General features: G+C 34.9%; 15 protein-coding genes and 1 tRNA gene. 10 read left to right on the forward strand and 6 right to left on the reverse strand.

Going from position 1 to position 19448, the window contains the following annotated elements:
• Position 1 precedes the first annotated feature (1 nt).
• Together RSJ42_RS07155 and RSJ42_RS07160 are read left to right on the forward strand one after the other, a co-directional pair.
• Positions 2–409, forward strand: coding sequence for a response regulator (locus RSJ42_RS07155; RefSeq protein WP_410509894.1), 408 nt, complete (start codon positions 2–4; stop codon positions 407–409).
• A 703-nt stretch (positions 410–1112) separates the two neighbouring features.
• Entirely contained in the window at positions 1113–1640 is a 528-nt protein-coding gene (locus RSJ42_RS07160) for a response regulator (protein ID WP_410509895.1), read from the forward strand.
• Between the two features lie 14 nt (positions 1641–1654).
• Here the strand turns inward: RSJ42_RS07160 and pap are convergent, their stop codons facing one another.
• From pap to RSJ42_RS07175, 3 genes are all read right to left on the reverse strand, one after another.
• Positions 1655–3166 carry a polyphosphate:AMP phosphotransferase gene (gene pap / locus RSJ42_RS07165; protein ID WP_410509896.1) on the reverse strand — a complete coding sequence of 504 codons (1512 nt, stop codon included), beginning with the start codon at positions 3164–3166 and terminating at the stop codon, positions 1655–1657.
• 2835 nt (positions 3167–6001) lie between these two features.
• Complete coding sequence (locus RSJ42_RS07170; protein WP_410509897.1) at positions 6002–6466, reverse strand: hypothetical protein; 465 nt, start codon at positions 6464–6466, stop codon at positions 6002–6004.
• Between the two features lie 431 nt (positions 6467–6897).
• Positions 6898–7893 carry a hypothetical protein gene (locus tag RSJ42_RS07175; protein WP_410509898.1) on the reverse strand — a complete coding sequence of 332 codons (996 nt, stop codon included), beginning with the start codon at positions 7891–7893 and terminating at the stop codon, positions 6898–6900.
• Positions 7894–8188: 295 nt separating this feature from the next.
• On the opposite strand from RSJ42_RS07175, the gene RSJ42_RS07180 reads away from it, so the two are divergent.
• From RSJ42_RS07180 to RSJ42_RS07215, 8 genes are all read left to right on the forward strand, one after another.
• Positions 8189–9322, forward strand: a complete 1134-nt coding sequence (locus RSJ42_RS07180; protein WP_410509899.1) for a hypothetical protein — start codon at positions 8189–8191, stop codon at positions 9320–9322.
• Between the two features lie 895 nt (positions 9323–10217).
• Positions 10218–11042 carry an amino acid ABC transporter permease gene (locus RSJ42_RS07185; RefSeq protein ID WP_410509900.1) on the forward strand — a complete coding sequence of 275 codons (825 nt, stop codon included), beginning with the start codon at positions 10218–10220 and terminating at the stop codon, positions 11040–11042.
• Between the two features lie 21 nt (positions 11043–11063).
• Positions 11064–11867, forward strand: a complete 804-nt coding sequence (locus RSJ42_RS07190; RefSeq protein ID WP_410510334.1) for an amino acid ABC transporter ATP-binding protein — start codon at positions 11064–11066, stop codon at positions 11865–11867.
• A 523-nt stretch (positions 11868–12390) separates the two neighbouring features.
• The gene (locus RSJ42_RS07195; RefSeq protein ID WP_410509901.1) at positions 12391–12636 is read left to right on the forward strand and encodes a winged helix-turn-helix domain-containing protein; all 246 of its coding nucleotides are present in this window, start codon (positions 12391–12393) and stop codon (positions 12634–12636) included.
• A gap of 1334 nt (positions 12637–13970) precedes the next feature.
• Positions 13971–14303 (forward strand): DUF2551 domain-containing protein, encoded by a 333-nt coding sequence (locus RSJ42_RS07200; protein WP_410509902.1) that lies wholly within the window; start codon positions 13971–13973, stop codon positions 14301–14303.
• A gap of 33 nt (positions 14304–14336) precedes the next feature.
• Positions 14337–14738, forward strand: coding sequence for a hypothetical protein (locus tag RSJ42_RS07205; RefSeq protein WP_410509903.1), 402 nt, complete (start codon positions 14337–14339; stop codon positions 14736–14738).
• A gap of 279 nt (positions 14739–15017) precedes the next feature.
• Positions 15018–15090 (forward strand) — tRNA-Gln (locus tag RSJ42_RS07210).
• Positions 15091–15759: 669 nt separating this feature from the next.
• Positions 15760–16167 carry a DUF1699 family protein gene (locus RSJ42_RS07215; RefSeq protein ID WP_410509904.1) on the forward strand — a complete coding sequence of 136 codons (408 nt, stop codon included), beginning with the start codon at positions 15760–15762 and terminating at the stop codon, positions 16165–16167.
• 187 nt (positions 16168–16354) lie between these two features.
• On the opposite strand, the gene RSJ42_RS07220 is transcribed toward RSJ42_RS07215, so the two are convergent.
• From RSJ42_RS07220 to RSJ42_RS07230, 3 genes are all read right to left on the reverse strand, one after another.
• Positions 16355–16876 carry a hypothetical protein gene (locus tag RSJ42_RS07220; RefSeq protein WP_410509905.1) on the reverse strand — a complete coding sequence of 174 codons (522 nt, stop codon included), beginning with the start codon at positions 16874–16876 and terminating at the stop codon, positions 16355–16357.
• A gap of 276 nt (positions 16877–17152) precedes the next feature.
• On the reverse strand, positions 17153–17674 hold the full coding sequence (locus tag RSJ42_RS07225) for a hypothetical protein (RefSeq protein ID WP_410509906.1): 522 nt from the start codon (positions 17672–17674) through the stop codon (positions 17153–17155).
• Between the two features lie 110 nt (positions 17675–17784).
• Positions 17785–19038: a cytochrome P450 gene (locus RSJ42_RS07230; protein WP_410509907.1), complete on the reverse strand. Its 1254-nt coding sequence runs from the start codon at positions 19036–19038 to the stop codon at positions 17785–17787.
• Between the last annotated feature and the right edge of the window lie 410 nt (positions 19039–19448).

Consider the following 19448-nt stretch of genomic DNA (forward strand, 5'->3'; position numbering starts at 1 on the left):
AATGGCAGAAGGACGAATACTGATTGTAGAAGACGAACATATTGTTGCTATGGGAATAAAACGAATGTTAAAGAACCTGGGCTATACAGTTACAGGCGTTGCTTCCTCGGGAAAGGACGCTATAAGCAAAGCTGAAAGCACTTTTCCGGATCTTGTGCTTATGGACATAATGCTGAAAGGGGAACTTGACGGGGTAGAAGCTGCAAAAGAGATAAAAGAACGCTTTGGTGTGCCTGTGGTCTATCTAACCGCTTATTCAGACAGCAACATCCTTGAGCGAGTGAAAAAAACAGGGCCATCCGGTTACATTGTAAAACCTTTTGATGAAAAAGATCTTCACAGCAATATTGAAATAGCTCTGCACAGGTTAAGGAAAGAAGATGGTTTTGGTGAAGAAAACGAAGGATAAACAACGAAATGAAAGGAAGAAGGATAAATGACGAAATGATGGCTGAAAAATAGGCAGGTAAAGTCGTTATGAATTTTTCAGCCTGGAATGTTTCGAATCTGCACCTACAAGCACTTTCAATCCCTGTGTTTCACCTGAACCAGTTTCTCGCAATTTCTCGTAATACCTTTACTTAACTGTCTTTAAGATTTATACTCTCTGGAAGATAAAATTCTTCTTTAATAAATAATCTTTTGGCCGTTATGAGACTTTAATTTGTAGATATTATGAGACTTTAATTTTATAGACATTATGAGATTTTTCTGTTTCCAGTTTTTTATTGTAAATATATTTACCAGATTAAAATTTTGAATAGCTTTGAAATATCACATCTTACCTGTCATTTCCCCTGTATTTTGTCCGGCGCAGGGACTCCAAATAATCTCTTCTCTCAGGTCAGGACCGTAGAGGGTAGGCTATATACATTCACTGATATAGAAGCCTTGTAAGATAAGCTGGGTTAAACTAATTTGGCTGTATGAATTGCGCTCAAGAAGCCTTTCTTAGAGCAGGGAATAAGATTCTATGTTCAGTCATAAAATTCTATATCCAGTTAAGAGAAAGATTGATAAAGATACTGGTAATCTGATGAACAATTTCAGCAGGATAAACTGGGGAGTAAAACGATTCAGGCTCTGAAGGGCAGAACAAAGGTGTAACAAAAATGCCGGAAGGACGAATTCTGATCGTGGAAGACGAACATATTGTTGCAATGGGAATAAAACGCATGTTAAAGAATATGGGGTATACACTGGCAGGCATTGCTTCATCTGGCGAGGATGCCGTGAATAAGGCGGAAAGCACTTTTCCTGATCTTGTACTGATGGATATTATGCTGAAGGGGGAGATGAACGGAATAGAGGCTGCAAAAAAGATCAAAGCACGTTCTGGTTTACCTGTTGTTTATATGACTGCCTGCTCCGAAAGTAAAATAGTTGAGAGTGCCTGGAAAACAGGACCTTCGGGGTATGTTGTGAAGCCTTTTGATGAAAAAGATTTGAAAAAGAGCATTGATGTGGCCCTGCGCAGGCATAGGATGGAAAAGAATGAGCTTGAAAAAAACTCTGTCAGTGCTGGGCATTCTATAGAAAATCCTGAAAAGACTCCAGAAAAACGTGCAAAGATCCCTGTGAAGCTTTCCGAGTCTGTTGAGTGTACCGAGTGTACCGAACAACTCCAGAATTTAAAATAATTTTTCAACCCTGTTCAGGTATCCAGTTCTTTTTCAATGGTTTCAGCTACCGTTTTAAGGACTTTTATCCTTGAACACCGCTTGTCGTTTGATTCAACTACGATCCAGGGAGCTCCTATGGTACTGGTTTTCTGAAGCATTTCATTGACTGCGATTTCATAATCGTCCCATCTGTTCCTGTTCCGCCAGTCATCGTCTGTGATTTTCCAGCGCTTCTCCGGGTCAGTAAGCCGGCTTTCAAAACGCTCCTGCTGGGTTTCCTTATCTATATGCAGCCAGAACTTGAGGATAATTGCTCCTGAGTCATAAAGTATTTTTTCAAATTCATTTATTTCCCTGTAAGCCCTTCCCCATTCTTCTTCCGTACTGAACCCTTCCACTCTTTCCACAAGAACGCGCCCGTACCAGCTCCTGTCAAAAATGGTTATATGCCCTGCCATAGGAATTGCATCACAGAAGCGCCAGAGGTACTGATGGGCTTTTTCATAATCATTTGGAGAACCTACTGGCACGACCCTGTAGAGCCTAGGGTTAAGTTGTTCAACAAGACGGTGGATATTTCCCCCTTTTCCTGCAGCATCCCATCCCTCAAAAATGATAACTGTAGAACGTTTTCTTCTTAAAAGTTCGTACTGAAGGTTTTCGATTTTTTCCTGAAAGAGTTTTTTTGATTCCCTGTACTCTTCCAGGGGAATACTTTTTGAGAGGTCTACCTTTTCCAGGAATGACCTGTCAAGTGCAGGGAGCTTTTCTTTTGCCATATCGAGGTATTTAATTGTCTGCTGTTCCGGAGTGCGTGTTACTTTTTCAATACATTTTTTGATCGCACCTGCAACCTTTGACATTATTTTCAGGACTGCAAAGTTCCTGTCATTTGCCTCAATTATTGTCCAGGGGGCATAAGGTACATCGGTTCTTTCGAGTATTTTTTCAACAACAGGCAGGTATTCTTCATAGCCTTCGATAAATTGAAGGTCTTTCCCGCTTTTATCTTTATATTCTTCAAGAATAAGGGGGATGCCTCTCTTTTTTATTTCCTTAAAGCGCTCTTTCTGCTCTTTTTCACTTATGTGCAGAAAGAACTTGAGTATCAAATATCCGTCATCCGAAAGCTGGCGCTCAAAATAGGTCAGTTCTTCCAGGGATTTTTCAAGGGCATCTTTGTTTTTTTCCTCCGCAAATAGCTCAATTACTGCCCTGCTGTACCAGCTCCGGTCAAAAATCCCTATTCTCCCTCTGATAGGAATCCTGGACCAGAAATGAAGCAGGAAAGGCTTTAGCTCTTCCTTATAACAGGGCCTGGTCATTGTATGAAAATCATATCCTCTCGGGTCCAGAGGGAGTATGAAACGGTTGATATCCTCTCCCATACCTGATGCATGCCACCCTTCAAAGACAATTATAATAGGTATTTTTAGTTCCCATGCCTTCCTTTGAAGCTCGCCGAGTTCAACCTGAAGCGTCTTCATACTTTTCTTATAATCTCCGTTTGTTACTGCCAGAGAGAGATCAATGTTTTCAAGCATATGTGGGCCCGCTGTTATTCTCAAAAACTATGGATTACGTAGAGGTATTCTGGTAATATTTATTATAAATATAAATTTAATATTAATATATTTTATTTAATATAAGATACTATATTTCGATAATAGTGAGACAAAGAAATAAGTTATGAGCATGACTTTCGGGTTTCTGTTAAATGTGTACTGTAATGAAATGAAATGTGTGAAATGAAATATGACCTGCACTCGGATGCTTGTCAGCACCAGAACGCTTGTCAGCGCCAGAACATTGTATGGTCACAAAATGTCTATTAAAGGACGTCTACATAATATGTCCTACAATTATTTAAATTTTTAAAAAGATAGAAATATATGGCTTTAAACACTTTTTACAGAACTACATTTTTTCCATATATGGACGTAAAAGACTAGAAATGTTAAAAGTCCATTTTTATTTATAAGTATGTGTTTTATGGGTAGTTTAATTCTAACAGTCTACACTAAGGAATTCAGAAAATAATATATAAATATAGTTTAATAATACTATATGTACTTGCATCCAGCAATTTTATTTTTGGATGAGTTATTAAAATATAATAGGACTTACGCACTTGAGGATAAAAATCATGATCAATAGACCTTGCAGTTAAATCGATGATTTAGACAGTCGAAGGTTTAGAGCTGTTGTTTTTCAGTTCAACCGCGTAAGTCCTATATAATATATTATGGATTCATAAAATTTATTAAATTAATACATAATTCTCTAATTAGTTACTGAAATGAAATACACATAACAAATAATACACTTAACTTTTAGCCAATCTTCTAACCAATTTTTTGTAAAATATCTAACTGCTAAACTATATCTAATAATTAATAATCGATTTTATATCTAATAATTAATACTTATTTTTAATACTTTGTAAAAAATATACAATTAAATATATTCATTATATAGTATATTTTCTATTACTTACTTAAATTACAATTACTTAAAAACAATGCATCATATAATCTTTTTAAATAAGTATATATTATCAAATGATTTTTAAACCATATATTATGCTGAACAGTTAATAGTACTAAATACTAGACGATATATTTTAGGAACTATATTCAAAATAATGCGTAACACTATTCAGATTTCATTGTTTGATATATGTCATGTATAGATTAACGACTCTTGTCATAAATATGTGTGTAATACAAAAAGAAGATAATGTGACATATATATTTTTTAAGAGTAATTGAAAAAAATAAGTCAAAGAATATAACCTATCTACAATACGAATGTATTTTTTTGCCCTCTTAAGATGCCCCATTCCATCAACATATAAATATATATTGTCATATTTATTTCAAACATTGTGATACATAATAATTACTGTTTTCTGCTATATATAGTACTTCTATATGTTATATATTATAGAATGGAGTTTTAGAAAAGATACTTCAAAAATAGATGTATGTGCCATAATATAAACAATTAATCATAATTCGAAAGTGCAGACTTATCTTTTAAATAATTTTGAAAACTTTGAAAAAATTATTTGTACAGTATTAAATTATTACTCTATATTTATAATATACTTTTTCAACCAAATAGTGTAGGCTCATCAGGCAAAAAAACTATAAAAACACATAGCAAAATAATAATCATTTTTCCTCTAAAAGTAGATGTTTAGCATATAGATAGTAAGAGTGGATTAAAAAACAAAATTTTTCTAACCATACAGGCTAATAAATTCCTCTTATTTCATTCTTATATTTTGTAGGAATAAAAGCACCTGTTTTTAGGATTATTTTTCCTTAGCATTGTTTCGTAGTTAATATTACGGTTATCGGCTGAAACTGGTCTATTCCTATAGTCTATAGAACAATTGACTTAACAAAAATAGAGGTTTTGAAGGAAATTTCATTGTTACATGCATCTGTTCATAGATAGTATATGAATAGCCTTTTTAATATATCCTGCTTGATGTGCCAGATCTGGCTCAAAGACAGGCCATGAAATCAAAGACAGGCAATATGCCTGCAAGTAATTATAGTCTAAAATAAATATTAAAAAATTACGGGTTTGTTAAGAAAAGACTGACACAGGTATTTTTAAACTGAGTAATTACTCAATCCTGCCACAATATTAACAAAATAATTTATAAGTTATTTTACTCTGACTAAAATTTATTTACAATATCCATCTTTCTATTAAATATTATATATACTTTTAATGTAATAAATTATTTCTATTACGCTATTTTTATATAATGAAGTTTGAGCTCAAACCTCTACACTCTGCAGCTCAAAAATATGCAAAAACATATAGGTAAAGAATGTTCATTTCTTTCATTAAATATTAACCATAGCTACTTCATAATAGTAGGAGCCTAAATATAGAAACAGGTCTTTTTTCTTTTTAGCCTATTATATTACAGAAGAAAAATCAATTATTAGTTACGTCCAGCAAATAGTATCGGAAAGAGTTAAATTGTATCAAAAGTGCTCTTTAGTCCTTATTTTATTTCAAAACCAGATCCATTACTAACTTTAATTATATTCTGGATTTTTAATTACATTCTGGTCTTTTATTCAGACGATAAGAATTTGTCAGATAACTTTTTGTCAGGAAACTCTAAAGGAAAAAATTTTCAGAAGACTATAATTCAGAGGGCTACAATAACTATTTATTTAAATTTGAATCATTGAATTATTTTTTTCTTGAACTAATTTTGGTTACTCTCAATTATAGGAGATCTGGCAGTTAATTTCGGGTAACTTAATATTAATGTTACTATTTTATCCCGTTTTTTAGCCAAATTTCTGTCCTGACACATTCTAAAACAGAATTTTCATGTAACAAAATTAGAGATCCAGCTTTAAGCCAAAAATTTCTTCAAAGAGTTCGTATTTTTTGCGCGCCCTGTAAAGATACTGGCGAACAGGGGTCCTATTTTTTGCCCGTGCGAAAAGAGCTTCAATTTCTCCTTTTGAAAAAATCACTTCAAGCTTTTTTATAGGTACAGCTTCAAGCTCTTCCAAGCTTTCAATCACAGGACTACTTATTGGTATCGGAATTGGAAGAAGTGAGATCTGAGCTTCATCTACCCAGTTCCATTCAGAATCATAAATATTTGCATAAAAGGCACCGCATGAAACGCACTTCGTTACGACCACGATGTTTTCCCCCGCAGTATGATAACTGAGGCTCATAAGAACGGAGTCACAGCTCGTGCAGTTCCCAATCTCGTTTTTCTCCAGGCTATACGCAGTTAATCGGTTCTCTTCAATATAAAGAGCTTTTTCATTGAGGTCGTATTTATATTCCATTTTATCCGCTCCTGAATGTGGCCTGAACTCATAATTGAAATTTTATCTTTCCGGGATGGTGTCAATTCCTCTTTGATTTCTGTCTAAGGTCGTAACCCTATTAATAATCGTCGGGTATAAAGGTTCCCCCTTTTTGAGGGGTTTAATAAAATTCAAAAGAATAAAAACATACTTTTCGTTTAGTTTGTAATACTTTATTGGTTTTAATACAAATGTTCAAACTGGTAATACCAAAGTAATGAAAACCATAATCTGAAGGCAGGTAATTAAAAATAGTTACATATCATTTTTATTTAATAATTTTTTAATCAATCTAAAGCCTGTCTCTCTATTGGTGAAGATATTGCTCGAGCAATATCTTCAATATTGCTATTTTTCTGAATTTATATTTATACATTATAATATTTTCTTAAAGAAAATAGGTTTCTTTATTATTTTTTAAATACTTCATTAAAAATATAAGGTTCTTTTTTATTTCTAGGGATAATTTCCATAGTTTCTATTTTATCCCATCGTACTATTTTCAAGATATTGTTTTCACTTAAAGTGACTAAATATTTATCTAAAATGCCTCTAAATTGACCTTTAACTTCCCCATTTTCGGTTTTTATTTTAACATAAGGAAAATCATACTTATATAAATTTGTTATTGACCTAATGACGCTCTCATTGAACCATTTAGCAAAAAAATATGACGCAACTATTAAAACAAGGCCTACAGAAAATCCTAACATATATGCAATTACGTGAACTCCTGGATAAAGTAAATGTGTATATATAAGATCAAATCGAACTCTATTAAATGAAAGATTATTGTCGATTATTGAGAGATTATATAGAGTCGCAGTAAAATAAACAAACATAGCTATATATAATCCAAAAACAGTGCCAATAAAAACCCAAAATGACTGATAAACAAAAGATGTTTCTACTTCGCCATATTCGCTAATTTTAGGAGTAAAAAGTCTCTTTGACCCAAGATATTTACACCAAGAAATAAAAAACAATAAAGCGATAAGTATTCCGCTGTTAGAACATGAATAAATAAGCGCAACCACATTTAATATGACTACATCTGAACTTAAGTCTAATAAATTTCCAATATAGTTTATATCGAGAATATATTCAAAGATATATGCAATTACCGGTACTAAAATTAGCTCAATCAAAAAGCCTGCTAAAACACCAACAATAAAGTACACGTATGACGAAAAGTATACAGTAATTATTTTGTAAGTTTTTATCCTGTCTAGGAATTCTTCTACAGAAGGAAAATTAGCTTTCAATAATTCAATGTACTTGTTTTTTTCACGTAAACTTAAATAAGTTTTGAAAATTACCTGTACAAAACCTGTTACAATAACAACAATAATGGGAATTAAAAGCTGTGATAGAATCTTTAATGGTTCTTCAGTGACTATTTCCAATTTTTCTCACGCAGATAATAAAGAAAATAATGTAAATATTCTTTTTGATTTTGTTGTGTTTTCAATATTTTTTAATCCTGTTCAATTCACGAAATCAAAAGAGTTCCTTTCTTTTAGCTGCAACTCTAATAGTCAAGCCTAAATAGAGAATATAATACTATAAGGTAATTTATCGAGTGTAAACAGCCTATATATAAGCGCAGTGTTTTAAAGATATGTTCACAAGGAATTATTATAAAATGAAAAGAAAGTATTAAGAACGACCTATAATCTCTTAATAACTTCAAAAAATCTAATGGACATGAGAATGATGGAAAAAGAAACTGATTTTCAAGCTAAGGTTTCTAATAAAGATGTTCAATATCTAGAAACAAAGGCTCTTATTGGAGATACAGAGCTTATTAACGAAATTCATCAAAAATTCTTTAAATCCAGTGATGTATCTTATGAAAAATTTTTGGCATCTGTTTCTAAATTAAAAAATCATGGCGATAATTTTATTCATTCCTTAGTATATGTTTCAAAGTGTGAACAAATGACTGAATATTCTGATCCTTTTGTTTCTCAAAAATTACCTATGTTAATACTTTTCATTTCTATTGAGATTTTAATGAGTGAAGAGGAAGATAAATCTAGTAACTATCTGTTTGAGGAGTGGGTAGTATCTTCAAAAAAAGAGATATTAGGGAAATGTGAAAGGGACAATTTGTTAAAAGATACAAGCGTCGTCGATATCGAGAAATTCAATAAACTTATTAAAGAATTATATGGAATATACATGGAGGAAGGTATAGAAGATAGTGAGAAATTTGAAGATTGGCTAATATCTTCAAAAAATGGAATTATCAGGGAAGAGAAAAAAATTGAGTTATTAGAAAATACAAGCATAATCGATATTAAACGGTTCAAGAAATTAATAAATGATTTATCTAGTTTACATAAGGAAAAGTATGGTACCACCAATAGAGTTAGAAGCTTCTTCAAAAAATATTTAAGCTCCGATCAAAAAAAAGGCTTAATAACTTCAATTACTTTCAAAGACAAGATTAGTGATAAATATGTATATAAATGCTTTGAACCCAAAAAATGTAGTCTCCCAGAAGATATTTCTTTTGAATTTAATGGCTACAGAGAATGCTTATGCTATGAAAAATGCAAGCACTCCAAAAAGTGCAGGTTAGAAAACAATATAGACGAAGTTATGGAAGTGTTTGCGGGTTTTCTTTATGGATATTACAGAAGTTCCTTTGCACATTTTGGAAAGACAAGCCTAGTTAGTAGTAAAGCAGTTCCGACCAATATGGATACTTATAAGGGAAAAGCAATTAACATACATTTAGAGTATAATGATTTGAAGGCATTTATTACTTCAGGAATCATAAACTATTACTTTCAAAACTGTGAATTTGAATTCACTTCAAATGAGTGAATCTATGCATCAAATTATAGAATCTAAAATATTAAAGCTGAATGAATATAAAAGAGTTTAGTGGGAAGAAATACTTACATTTTTCCTTCCCTAAATATCCAACATCAGAACTTAAAATAACTCTTAAGCCTTAACCTAATGTTCCAAAACCAAGTTCTCATAAGCATTAACTCTTTCCAAATAAAGGTAATATAAAGAGATGTGAAATGCAGATTATTATTTATTCTTTTACAATTAATCTTGACAAGATTTTACCACTTTACCTGAATACTTACATTTCGGATTTTATAAGCCTTAATTAGTTTGTCAGTTCCACCTCCCCTTAATCTGAGAGAATAATTATTCATTCTTAAAAAATCACTTTTAAGTACTCTAAAAACCCTTTGAAAGAAATCCAAAGACTATTACATTTATTTCCCATCTAAAAAATTTCTTCTTATTATGATACGCCTATTTTGGTTGTTACTCTTTTGAAAACTCTATTTCACAGATGAGCAAACTGAACATAAATAATCGCAATTGGTAGAGATGTAATCAAAATTAATTACTGTATATTACAGGAGTTTCTGAGTTTCTTAAACTAATCCAATGTCAAAAACATCTTTTTGATTAAGGTACTGCAATCTGTTTTCTTTTTTTAAACGAACCCATACAGTCTAAACTATAAAATTATATAGAAAAGTTTAAGATAATGCGAAATAATGAAATCCGCTCTATTATCAAGTCTAATCTGCCCTGCACTGATGGGTTCTACTTAACTAACGGGGTGTACTTTTGTGGACGGTTCTAATTTGAATAAAGTATTTTGAGGTGGTATATGCTGAAGAATAAATGTAATTGTTTGGGATTTTGTATTTTATTTGGGATATTTGTTTTTTTGTCATCGAATATAAGCATGGCGCAGGAAAATAACGGTGCCATGGATAGGATTCAGGAGCGGGGCACACTCATATGGGGGGCGGACGCAGAGGGTGGGGCGCCGTATATTTACCCGGATCCGAAAAGTCCTGAAAAACATATCGGAAAGCAGGTAGACGCCGGTTACGCTGACCTCGAAAAAAGTCGACAGTCACCGATCTTTACTTTTTTCCCGACACTATTCAAAGGCGCAGGGATAACAGTTATGATTTCAGTTATCTCAATGGCACTTGCAGTGACACTCGGGTTATTCATTACCCTGGTACGTTTATACGGACGCGCACCGTTTACCAGTTTAGCAACCGCCTATATTGAAGTCTACCGCGGTACGCCTCTTTTAATGCAGCTTTATATTCTTTATTACGGCTTGCCGAATATCGGTATTTTACTGAGCCCCTGGTTAGCAGCGTTTATAGGCCTGGGAATGAATTACGCAGCTTATGAGGCGGAAATTTACAGGGCAGGGATTTCAGCCATCCCGAAAGGCCAGATGGAAGCTGCGCTGTCTCTTGGAATGCCACGAAACCTCGCAATCAGGCGGATAATTTTGCCTCAGGCGCTGAGGATCTCTTTGCCGGGAATTACAAACGATTTCATCGCGCTTTTTAAAGATTCTTCATTAGTTTCGATTATCGCTATAGTGGAACTTACTAAAACGTATAATATACTTGCATCTTCGACTTTGAGGTATTTTGAACTTGGATTGATTATTGCAATATTATACTTAGGAATGAGTTATCCATTATCACTCTTAGCGAGAAGGCTGGAAAACAGGTTAAAAGGAAAAAAAGGAGTGATTTGATTGTCAAAGCCAGAGGCTGCCATAATAACGGTAAAAAATCTGCACAAATCTTATAATGACTATCATCTTTTTAAAGGCATCAGCCTTGATGTAAAGAAAGGCGAGGTAGTCGCTATTATCGGTCCTTCGGGGAGCGGGAAAAGCACTTTTTTAAGGTGCATAAACGGCCTTGAAAATTTCCAAAAAGGCGAGGTTATTGTGGATGGCATTAGATTGAACTCAAATAATAGATTAAATCCTTCAAAGGAGGACATGGAGGTTATCCGCAAAATAAGGCTTAAAGTTGGGATGGTTTTTCAGCAGTTCAATTTATTTCCTCACATGACTGTTCTTGAGAATATTATTGAAGCTCCTGTTAAGGTTCTGAGTATCAACCGCAGTATTGCAATAGAAAACGCGTTAACTCTTTTGCGCCGTATAAATCTTGAAAATAAAGCAGACAGCTTTCCGGAAGACTTATCGGGAGGAGAGCAACAGCGCGTTGCTATTGTTCGATCACTTGCGATGAAACCCGAAGTTATGCTTTTTGACGAACCAACCTCTTCGCTTGACCCTGAAATGGTAGGTGAGGTTCTTTATGTAATCAAAGACCTGGTAGGCAGGGGAATGACAACCTTGATCGTAACACACCTGATGCAGTTCGCTCATGAAATTGCTGATAGGGTCGTTGTCCTGGATAAAGGCGACATTATTGAAACCGGTCTGCCGGATGAAATTTTTATTAATCCAAAGAATGAAAGGACGAAGTCCTTTTTAAGCAGAAGTTTACCTTATCCGCCACTTCAACAGAACCAGTGTCAAAACTGTAAATACCATCTTCAGTAACAGTATTTGAGTATTGTGAATATGCGGGTGTGAATGGAGTTTCGAGAAATCTCTGGTAAGAAATGGTAATATATCAAACCATACTTACCATCACAACCACTAACCTGAAGAAAGAGGTCTGCGAATAGAAATCAAAGCTTGAACTCATAGCAGGGTTATGATCACAACCAGTAACCGGAAGAAGGAGGTCTGCGAACTAATGAATCATTTTAAATTTTATTTCCAGATAATCCGTCCAGCAGGCACCGAATTCTTTTAAATATGCCTGATTAAAGCATCCAATTCTTTCTTAATATCATTGTTTACCGGTTCATTATTTTCTGGAGATCGTTCGTAAAATCATTAAGGATCTATTTTATGACAAATCGTCAGGGTCTCTATTTTAGAACTTGACATTTTATATGAAAATGATATGATTATATAGAAAGTGATCTGATTAATAATTAGAATCTTTGATACCTGAGAGATAATCTTTAATATGATTGCAAAAAGCTTATCTTTCGCAAAGATCGCTTTTTATATATTGTGGGGAGGGTTCAGTATTAAAAGGAGAAGCAGGACTGATATTGTAGAAGCTATTTTGAAAGTAGCAAGGAATGGGGTCAAAAAGACTCATATTGTATATGAAGCAAATTTAAACTTTAATATCGCCGATCAATATCTGGAAATCTTGAAGGACAAAGGACTCATTAAGCAAGAAAACGGACTTTTCATAACTACTGAAAAAGGAAAGGTTTTTCAGGAAATGGCCAGAGAACTCAGGCTTTAAGCTACTTCATTTCATCAACTGTTGATCTTTTTCTCATTTTTATTTTTTCCTGTTCCTTGTTTACCTGTTTCATTATTTAACGGTTTTATTAATAACTCATTTTAACAGTTTTATTAATAACTCCTCGAAATTCGACCTATATCTTTCCTACCGTTATTCCGATAATTATTCCAACTATAATTCCGACAATTATTCCGACAATTATTCCAACCATAATTCCAACCATAATTCCAACCATTATTCCGACAATTATTTACTGCCTCGAGATTACATTCAAAGAAATCTGTAGTATTAATTAGTGGGCGTCAAAATCTAGAGAAGCATATGTTTTTCAAAGGAAGTGAATAGTACTCACAAAATGAAGAGTATGTTTATCCTGGTATGTTTATCCTGTTAATATGGCCGAATATAGATGTTTTTGATTCTGTATATCAGAGATGCCAGATTCTGATAATACTGGATATTTTGCTAAGGCAAACAGTACAATTTGTAAAAAGTACAAATCTATTAAAAAGTATAAATCTATAAAAAGTATAAATTTGATAAATAGTATATATTAAGTATTAATACAAATTATCCGTCAAGTGGTACTTGAAATTGAAGAGCATGATGCTGAGAGCAACAATCAAAAATAGTTACTTAAAATTCATTGTTATTAAAAAATTTGTTTCTGGCAATTTCTGCAAAAGTAATATCTGAGCGCTTCTCAAACGATAGATTTTTAAATGTCTTTTTTACATTCAATCTATTAACGTAGATATATGACGTTCCGCTGGAGCCGATAAAAGGAGTGAATCAGAAAATCAGTGGCAGGATCGCGTTTTCTTGGATTTATTCTATAAATGCATACTGTATATAAAACAACCTGTAAAAACATTAAAGCAATATTTTCGTTATATTAATCAAATAAATTCAGTATTTTGAAAGAATCGAACACAAACTTAATATATATGGTCGTAAGAAAATAATAATGTTCGTAAGTAAATATATTATCTAAGTATTCGAATTATCAGCAGAAGTTTAGAAACTATTCAGGCTCTGAGAGAAGTAAAACGCATTATCAAAAAGTCTGGTTAAAAACGAAAATATAAAATTTATATATCAGGGCAAATTGATTCCAGGTGGAATCTTAATGTATGGATGATGGTAACGGATAATAAAAAGCGATATATCGGAGAAAGGATATATCATACACAAGGATGAACTTAAAACTAAGCAAAATCGCCTGAAGAGCAGCAACTTTTGTATCCATTTCCATCATGACGAATAAATTTACAAACCTATATATAGAGCTATAACTGACATAGTTTACTACATCAGTAAAGGTGGTAATTATGGTATCCATCCGAGCTAAAATTAAATCCAGATTAGAGAAATTCCTTGAAGTTGATTCCAATGGATATCGAAGGGCTATACTGTGTATCTTCATCAAGGTAAAGAAAGCGACTATTGACGAGCTACATGAAATGCTTTCAAGCAAATACAACGTATCAAGAAATACAGTAGCATCCATGGTAGGATATATTCATTCGAAACTTGGAATTCTAAGAGCACATAAGGAGTCCTACAAAACCCCTATGATTTATCTTCTGAGAGAAGAATACATAGATCTGATTATGAAGATGGTCGCTTCACCTTCAAAGACAATTACTGATTCCACAGCCTGAAAACTTACCACTTTAAGCTATGCCTGATACACAATGTCAATTGTAAAAAACGCACCCCGAACAGCAACTACTATTGTGGTACGATCAGATGCCAATACCCGTGTAAGCCATTCAAGAGACCCTTACTATAACCTTATGAGGCGTATTTTCCAGGAAGACGTCACTGCTGTCCGTGGCCAGAAGTTCCTGTCAATGATTGAAGAACGCCAGACTGCGGGTAACGCCATCAGAACTGATGAATGGAAGGCCGTTCTGGAAGAACTCCAGATAGGTCGAGCCTCTTTTTATGCAATGCGCAATAAGCTCCTTGGAGCCGGGCTTATTTCCATAAAAAACAAAGAATACCGGCTTTCCGGCCAGTTTTCAAAAGACCTTATCGATATGGCTCGATGGTGGTGGACAGCTGTCCTCGATCAGCCGGAAGATAGCCTGTAATCACTATCAGAACAATTCCTTTCTGTATGGGAAAATCCCTTTCTTTAAAGAGCAATTCCTTTCTGTATAGTATTGCCCTTTCTCAAAAGTCCTCTTCAACAAGGTTTCAGGTAAGTTCCAGCACTTATTTTTACTTCTTACCAGGACTTTTTTTAAGCGTTTTTATTGAACTTTTAACAAACCTGGAGGCATCCAGCCGAAAGCTATATATATAAAATACTCCTTTAGAAGATACGCTTCAGGGCGCAAGAATCACGCCCCACAGCGAAAAACCATCGAAGCCCGGTAGTGTAGTGGTCAATCATGCGGGACTCTGGATCCTGCAACCTCGGTTCGAATCCGTGCCGGGCTACTCAAAAAATTATTTACTATTTTTCTTCACCTTTTTAACAGCCAGTCCTTTTTCTGAAACCTGTTTATTGTAGTTTTAATTGTATTTTATGGCCAACGCTATATGCATTCCCATCTGAATTCTATCTCTTATAAATCTGCTTGCCAGACATGGATTTTTGCCGGCATGTACATATGTATGTCCTTTTTTTAACTGAGCTTATACATTCTTTTTAAAATGGAACTGTAGAGACATCCCCTGTCCTCGTTTAATCTTTTCACAAATCAGGATTTTGTTTTTCAATTTGAGAATTATACACTTCTGCAAGTCAGAGAGTCTCATTATTTTTTAATTTGAATAAAAAGATTCGGCACTCTCAATGAAAAAATAAATTATGCAGTTTAGAGAAATATATTTGTTCTGAAATAACGTGAAATAAAACCATCTATTCAGAAATTATTCAGAAATCCGCATGAATATACGATTTTTCTTCTATAACACTTTTTAATAATAGGAATTGTATGCATCATCTATGTAATAAACTCAATATACTATCTAAATAATATTAGTCCAATAAGATAACTATTTATAATAAGTATAAGTAGTATATAATAAAGTAAAGCCAAAAACAAATTATAGAGTTAAAATATAAAACACTTATATAAAACATTTAACAGTGGGGAAAAACACATGCGAATAAGAGTAGTCAGTATAAGAGAAGAGATCTTTACACTTAATCCGAATGAGCGGCTTGTTCACCTGGCTTTCAGGCCTTCAAACAAGGACATCTTCGGGCTGATTGAAACTTGCCCGAAAATTGAGGTAATCCAGTTGCCCAAATCATATATGGCTACAGTCTCAAAATCCATAGAAATGTTCCTTCAGATGCAGAGAGTACAGCTCCTGGAAGGAGATGTCTGGGGGCACAGGAAAGACATTAACGAATACTTTACAATTTCATCCTCAGTAATTGAGAAGATAAAAAACATGAAAATGGAAGGCAGACCGGCTGAGGAGATTGAGAAAAAGGTCTCAAGGGAAAGCAAACTGAACCCTTCAATGGTAGGTTATATCCTTAACAAGGAAATCACTGCCTGATCGGACTGGATTTGGCGCCTGAGATTCTCTGGAGATTAAACCGTACAGCTTGACGATTCCACACCACCTGTTTTAATCTCCAGTAAAATCTCTTAGTCTTTTGGAATTCTCTTTTTAGTATGGCTATTTTATGCCAGCCACGGAATTGAAAGATACTGCTGTTTTGATATTTGTGATCTGTGATTTTTTAATTGTTAATAGCCCTTTCTACCTGTTCCATTTGTCCTATGCTGTCTTCGCCCCATTTTTGTTTTGCCTCTTCACTCCACTGCAGCCTGTCCTCCCCAATCATGGATTTTGGAATTGTAAAAACCTTAGCTCTGGTATTCCTTGGAGTGTTGCATCTTAACCACTTGTACTGATTTATATCAGTATCATATACCAGGCAATAATCGAGTTTAAATGCACCTGGAATCTCTGAGGATTTGTAGTACACCTCTTTTAAGCCTTCTTTTGGTTCTTTCCCTTGCTTCCGATTTCTGCTAGCTTTTACTTCCTCTTTTCTTATATCTTCCAAAAACTTTAAGCTTCTTTCGACTTCACTTTTAAATATAATAAGATGCCATTTCAAAGACAGCGGATAATGTTTCTTTAATAATTCGTTTAATTCGGCTATTAAAGCAGAATCATCTGTCGTATTTTCGATTTCTTCCATTAATTGTTTCATCCTGTTTAAATTCGTCCTCTGTCTTGCTTCACTTGTTACCATAGCTATCGCCAACATCTTAATTATAGTTAAACTGTATATACAACAATGTTCTTAAGTTTTTTCATCAGTTGAAGGTGGACCATATTTCAAAGCAAAACGTCGAATGAGAAGAAGATAGCTTTAAAAGAAAAGAAGCCAGGTAAATATTTTAAAAGAAGAATATCAATCAAAAGCAAATGTCATTAGTAAATACCATTAGTAAATATCATTAGTAAATATCAATTGGTAAATATCATTAGTAAATATCATTAGTAAATATCAATTGGTAAATACCAATCAGTACTTCTGTACCATATCCTTCTGCCATTTTACTTCAGGCCATCCTTTTACGCCCCGGAGTTTGTTTATTTTATCCAGGTAATTTATTACTTCATCCACATTAAAACCAAGGTCCTTGAGTACACAACCAAGAACAGTACCTGTCCTGCCTATTCCACCCATGCAGTGGACAATAACCCCCTTCCCGGCTTCAATTTCTTGCTTTGTTACTTCGGCTGCTTCTCTTACGAGTTCTTCCTGCATTTGAGGATTAATTGGGGGAAAACCATAGTGAAGGTCCTCCATCTCTGCGGAAAATAATACTTCCAGGGGATAAGGGTTATAAGGGACTTTTGAATCGCAGAGGCAGATAATTCCTGAAAAACCAGCGTCGCTTATGTTCTGCCAGGGAGTGCGCATCACGGGATAAGACATACCGGCAAGCAGTGCTGGCTCATTAAGAACCACATATAGATTCAGAGGAATTCTTATGCCCTTGATTGCAGGCATATTGATAGGATTCAGGAGGTCAGGAACCATGCAGTAAGTATGAATCGGTACATATATAGGCTCTCTGCATCAACCTTTAATTATTATTTACATTCGTATTTTTTAAATCAGATGTCCACTGCATTGAATGAAAGGAATTTTTATGCAGGATTTTTCCTGTGCACGCCCTCGATTACAAAACGGCTTTCCGGTATGGCAGGTACGCGCGTAAGGTCCATACTCAGGTCCTGTTCAGGCACATAATATTCCATATTCTCAGTAAAAAATCTCAATGCAACTTTCATGATTTCCATCGTAATCCATTCTCCAGGGCAACGGTGGTTTTCGTAAAAGTCCCCTCCTCCCTGAGGGATTAAATCAAAGGCGTTTTCTTCACGCATTTCGAAGCGGTCAGGCCGAAATTCGTCAGGGCTCTCCCACAGTCTGGCATCGCGATTTGTGCCGTATAAGTCAAGAATTACCCTTCTTCCTGTGGGGAAAAAGTAACCTTTCCATTCAAACTCTTTTTTCACACGGGCTGCAACAAAAGGGAAAAAGGGATAATATCTGCGGACTTCCTGCACAAAAAATTCATCGTAGCTTTTCTCTTTCCGGATTCTCTGCCCGTATTCCGGGTACCTGTGAAGCGCCATTGCAGTGAAGATGACATACCTTGCAGCAGCTACTGTAGGTCTGAGCACATTCAAAAGCTCTACTGCAGCTATTTGCCTGTCAAGAAGCTCATTTTCAAGGTCGCGGTGCCAGGCAATAATGTTAATAGCACTTTCCGCGGGTGCTTCAAGATTGCGGAAGCGCACCAGCTCTATAAGGTCTCCTGCCCACTCCTCTGCTCTTTGCCTTGCAATCCTTCCCCTCCAGTGCCGCAGTCCTGCTGCACCCGGACTGTCGATCATTGCAGAAAGCTCATCTGTCCTTTGTTTGACTTCGGACTCTGCAAGTGGAACTCCAGCCCAGGTACAGACTGCGCGGCACAGGATTTCTTTTATTTCCTCAAAAAGCACAACACTATCCATAATCTCCCATTTCCTGATAGAGGCATCCCACTGGTCAGCCACAAGATCCGAAAGCTGCTTGATGCTCTCAGGTGTCATCATGGACATGAACATCTGCTTTCTCCACCTGTGAGCAGTCCCGTCCATACCCTGAACTCCTCCCTGCCCAAAAAGAGTTCTTTGAATTCTACCAGGGGTAGCTCCCTCTCGTTGAAACAGGTCGTTATTATAAAAGACCTGGCAAGCTTCCTGTCCAAGCATGCAGATAGTCTTTTTAAGCATTAGCCTGGTCTCAAAGACATCGGATTGATATTTCTGGCACTTTTTTGAGATAAACTCGTAGCCATCAAAAAGTAGTGAAAGTGTGCTGTCTGGCACATTATCTGCAGGAATCTGTCTCATAATACCCCCATTAACTTTTTTCATTTTAGCGTAAGAATCCCCTTTGGGAATCATTCAGAAGCAACAAGCCTTCCGGAGCGCTGTCGGGACAGAATGATTTGCAAACATAAATCTGGCAGACAAAAATATAATCAAATTTGTATAATAAACTTTCACTTAAAATGATTCAGAGCTGAATTTAACATCGTGTCCCTGTTGAATCTGTTAAAATTCCTGGCTGAATCTCAGCGCAGAATCTGCAAACCTCTGCATCCGGTAACGGAAATCTGAACTCACTTGATGTCAGAGGATTTCTATCAAAAAAGGATATTCAGAAAGGTTTACAGGACTGAAAAGCATTAATTTCTCAAGCAATTCCTGCTTTTCAGAGTCCTGCTTTTCAAAACGGTCATAGTTTTGTACTCAATGGA

The sequence above is a fragment of the Methanosarcina hadiensis genome (genome assembly GCF_046529725.1).
Classification (GTDB): Archaea; Halobacteriota; Methanosarcinia; order Methanosarcinales; family Methanosarcinaceae; genus Methanosarcina; species Methanosarcina hadiensis.

What these genes read in the sequence shown, in the direction of transcription:
- RSJ42_RS07160 (WP_410509895.1), top strand. Translation starts at nt 1,113, where the DNA reads ATGCCGGAAGGACGAATTCTGATCGTGGAAGACGAACATATTGTTGCA.
- RSJ42_RS07215 (WP_410509904.1), top strand. Translation starts at nt 15,760, where the DNA reads ATGCGAATAAGAGTAGTCAGTATAAGAGAAGAGATCTTTACACTTAAT.
- RSJ42_RS07155 (WP_410509894.1), top strand. Translation starts at nt 2, where the DNA reads ATGGCAGAAGGACGAATACTGATTGTAGAAGACGAACATATTGTTGCT.
- pap (WP_410509896.1), bottom strand. Translation starts at nt 3,166, where the DNA reads ATGCTTGAAAACATTGATCTCTCTCTGGCAGTAACAAACGGAGATTAT.
- RSJ42_RS07230 (WP_410509907.1), bottom strand. Translation starts at nt 19,038, where the DNA reads ATGAGACAGATTCCTGCAGATAATGTGCCAGACAGCACACTTTCACTA.
- RSJ42_RS07170 (WP_410509897.1), bottom strand. Translation starts at nt 6,466, where the DNA reads ATGGAATATAAATACGACCTCAATGAAAAAGCTCTTTATATTGAAGAG.
- RSJ42_RS07200 (WP_410509902.1), top strand. Translation starts at nt 13,971, where the DNA reads ATGGTATCCATCCGAGCTAAAATTAAATCCAGATTAGAGAAATTCCTT.
- RSJ42_RS07185 (WP_410509900.1), top strand. Translation starts at nt 10,218, where the DNA reads ATGGCGCAGGAAAATAACGGTGCCATGGATAGGATTCAGGAGCGGGGC.
- RSJ42_RS07225 (WP_410509906.1), bottom strand. Translation starts at nt 17,674, where the DNA reads ATGGTTCCTGACCTCCTGAATCCTATCAATATGCCTGCAATCAAGGGC.
- RSJ42_RS07220 (WP_410509905.1), bottom strand. Translation starts at nt 16,876, where the DNA reads ATGGTAACAAGTGAAGCAAGACAGAGGACGAATTTAAACAGGATGAAA.
- RSJ42_RS07180 (WP_410509899.1), top strand. Translation starts at nt 8,189, where the DNA reads ATGGACATGAGAATGATGGAAAAAGAAACTGATTTTCAAGCTAAGGTT.
- RSJ42_RS07205 (WP_410509903.1), top strand. Translation starts at nt 14,337, where the DNA reads ATGTCAATTGTAAAAAACGCACCCCGAACAGCAACTACTATTGTGGTA.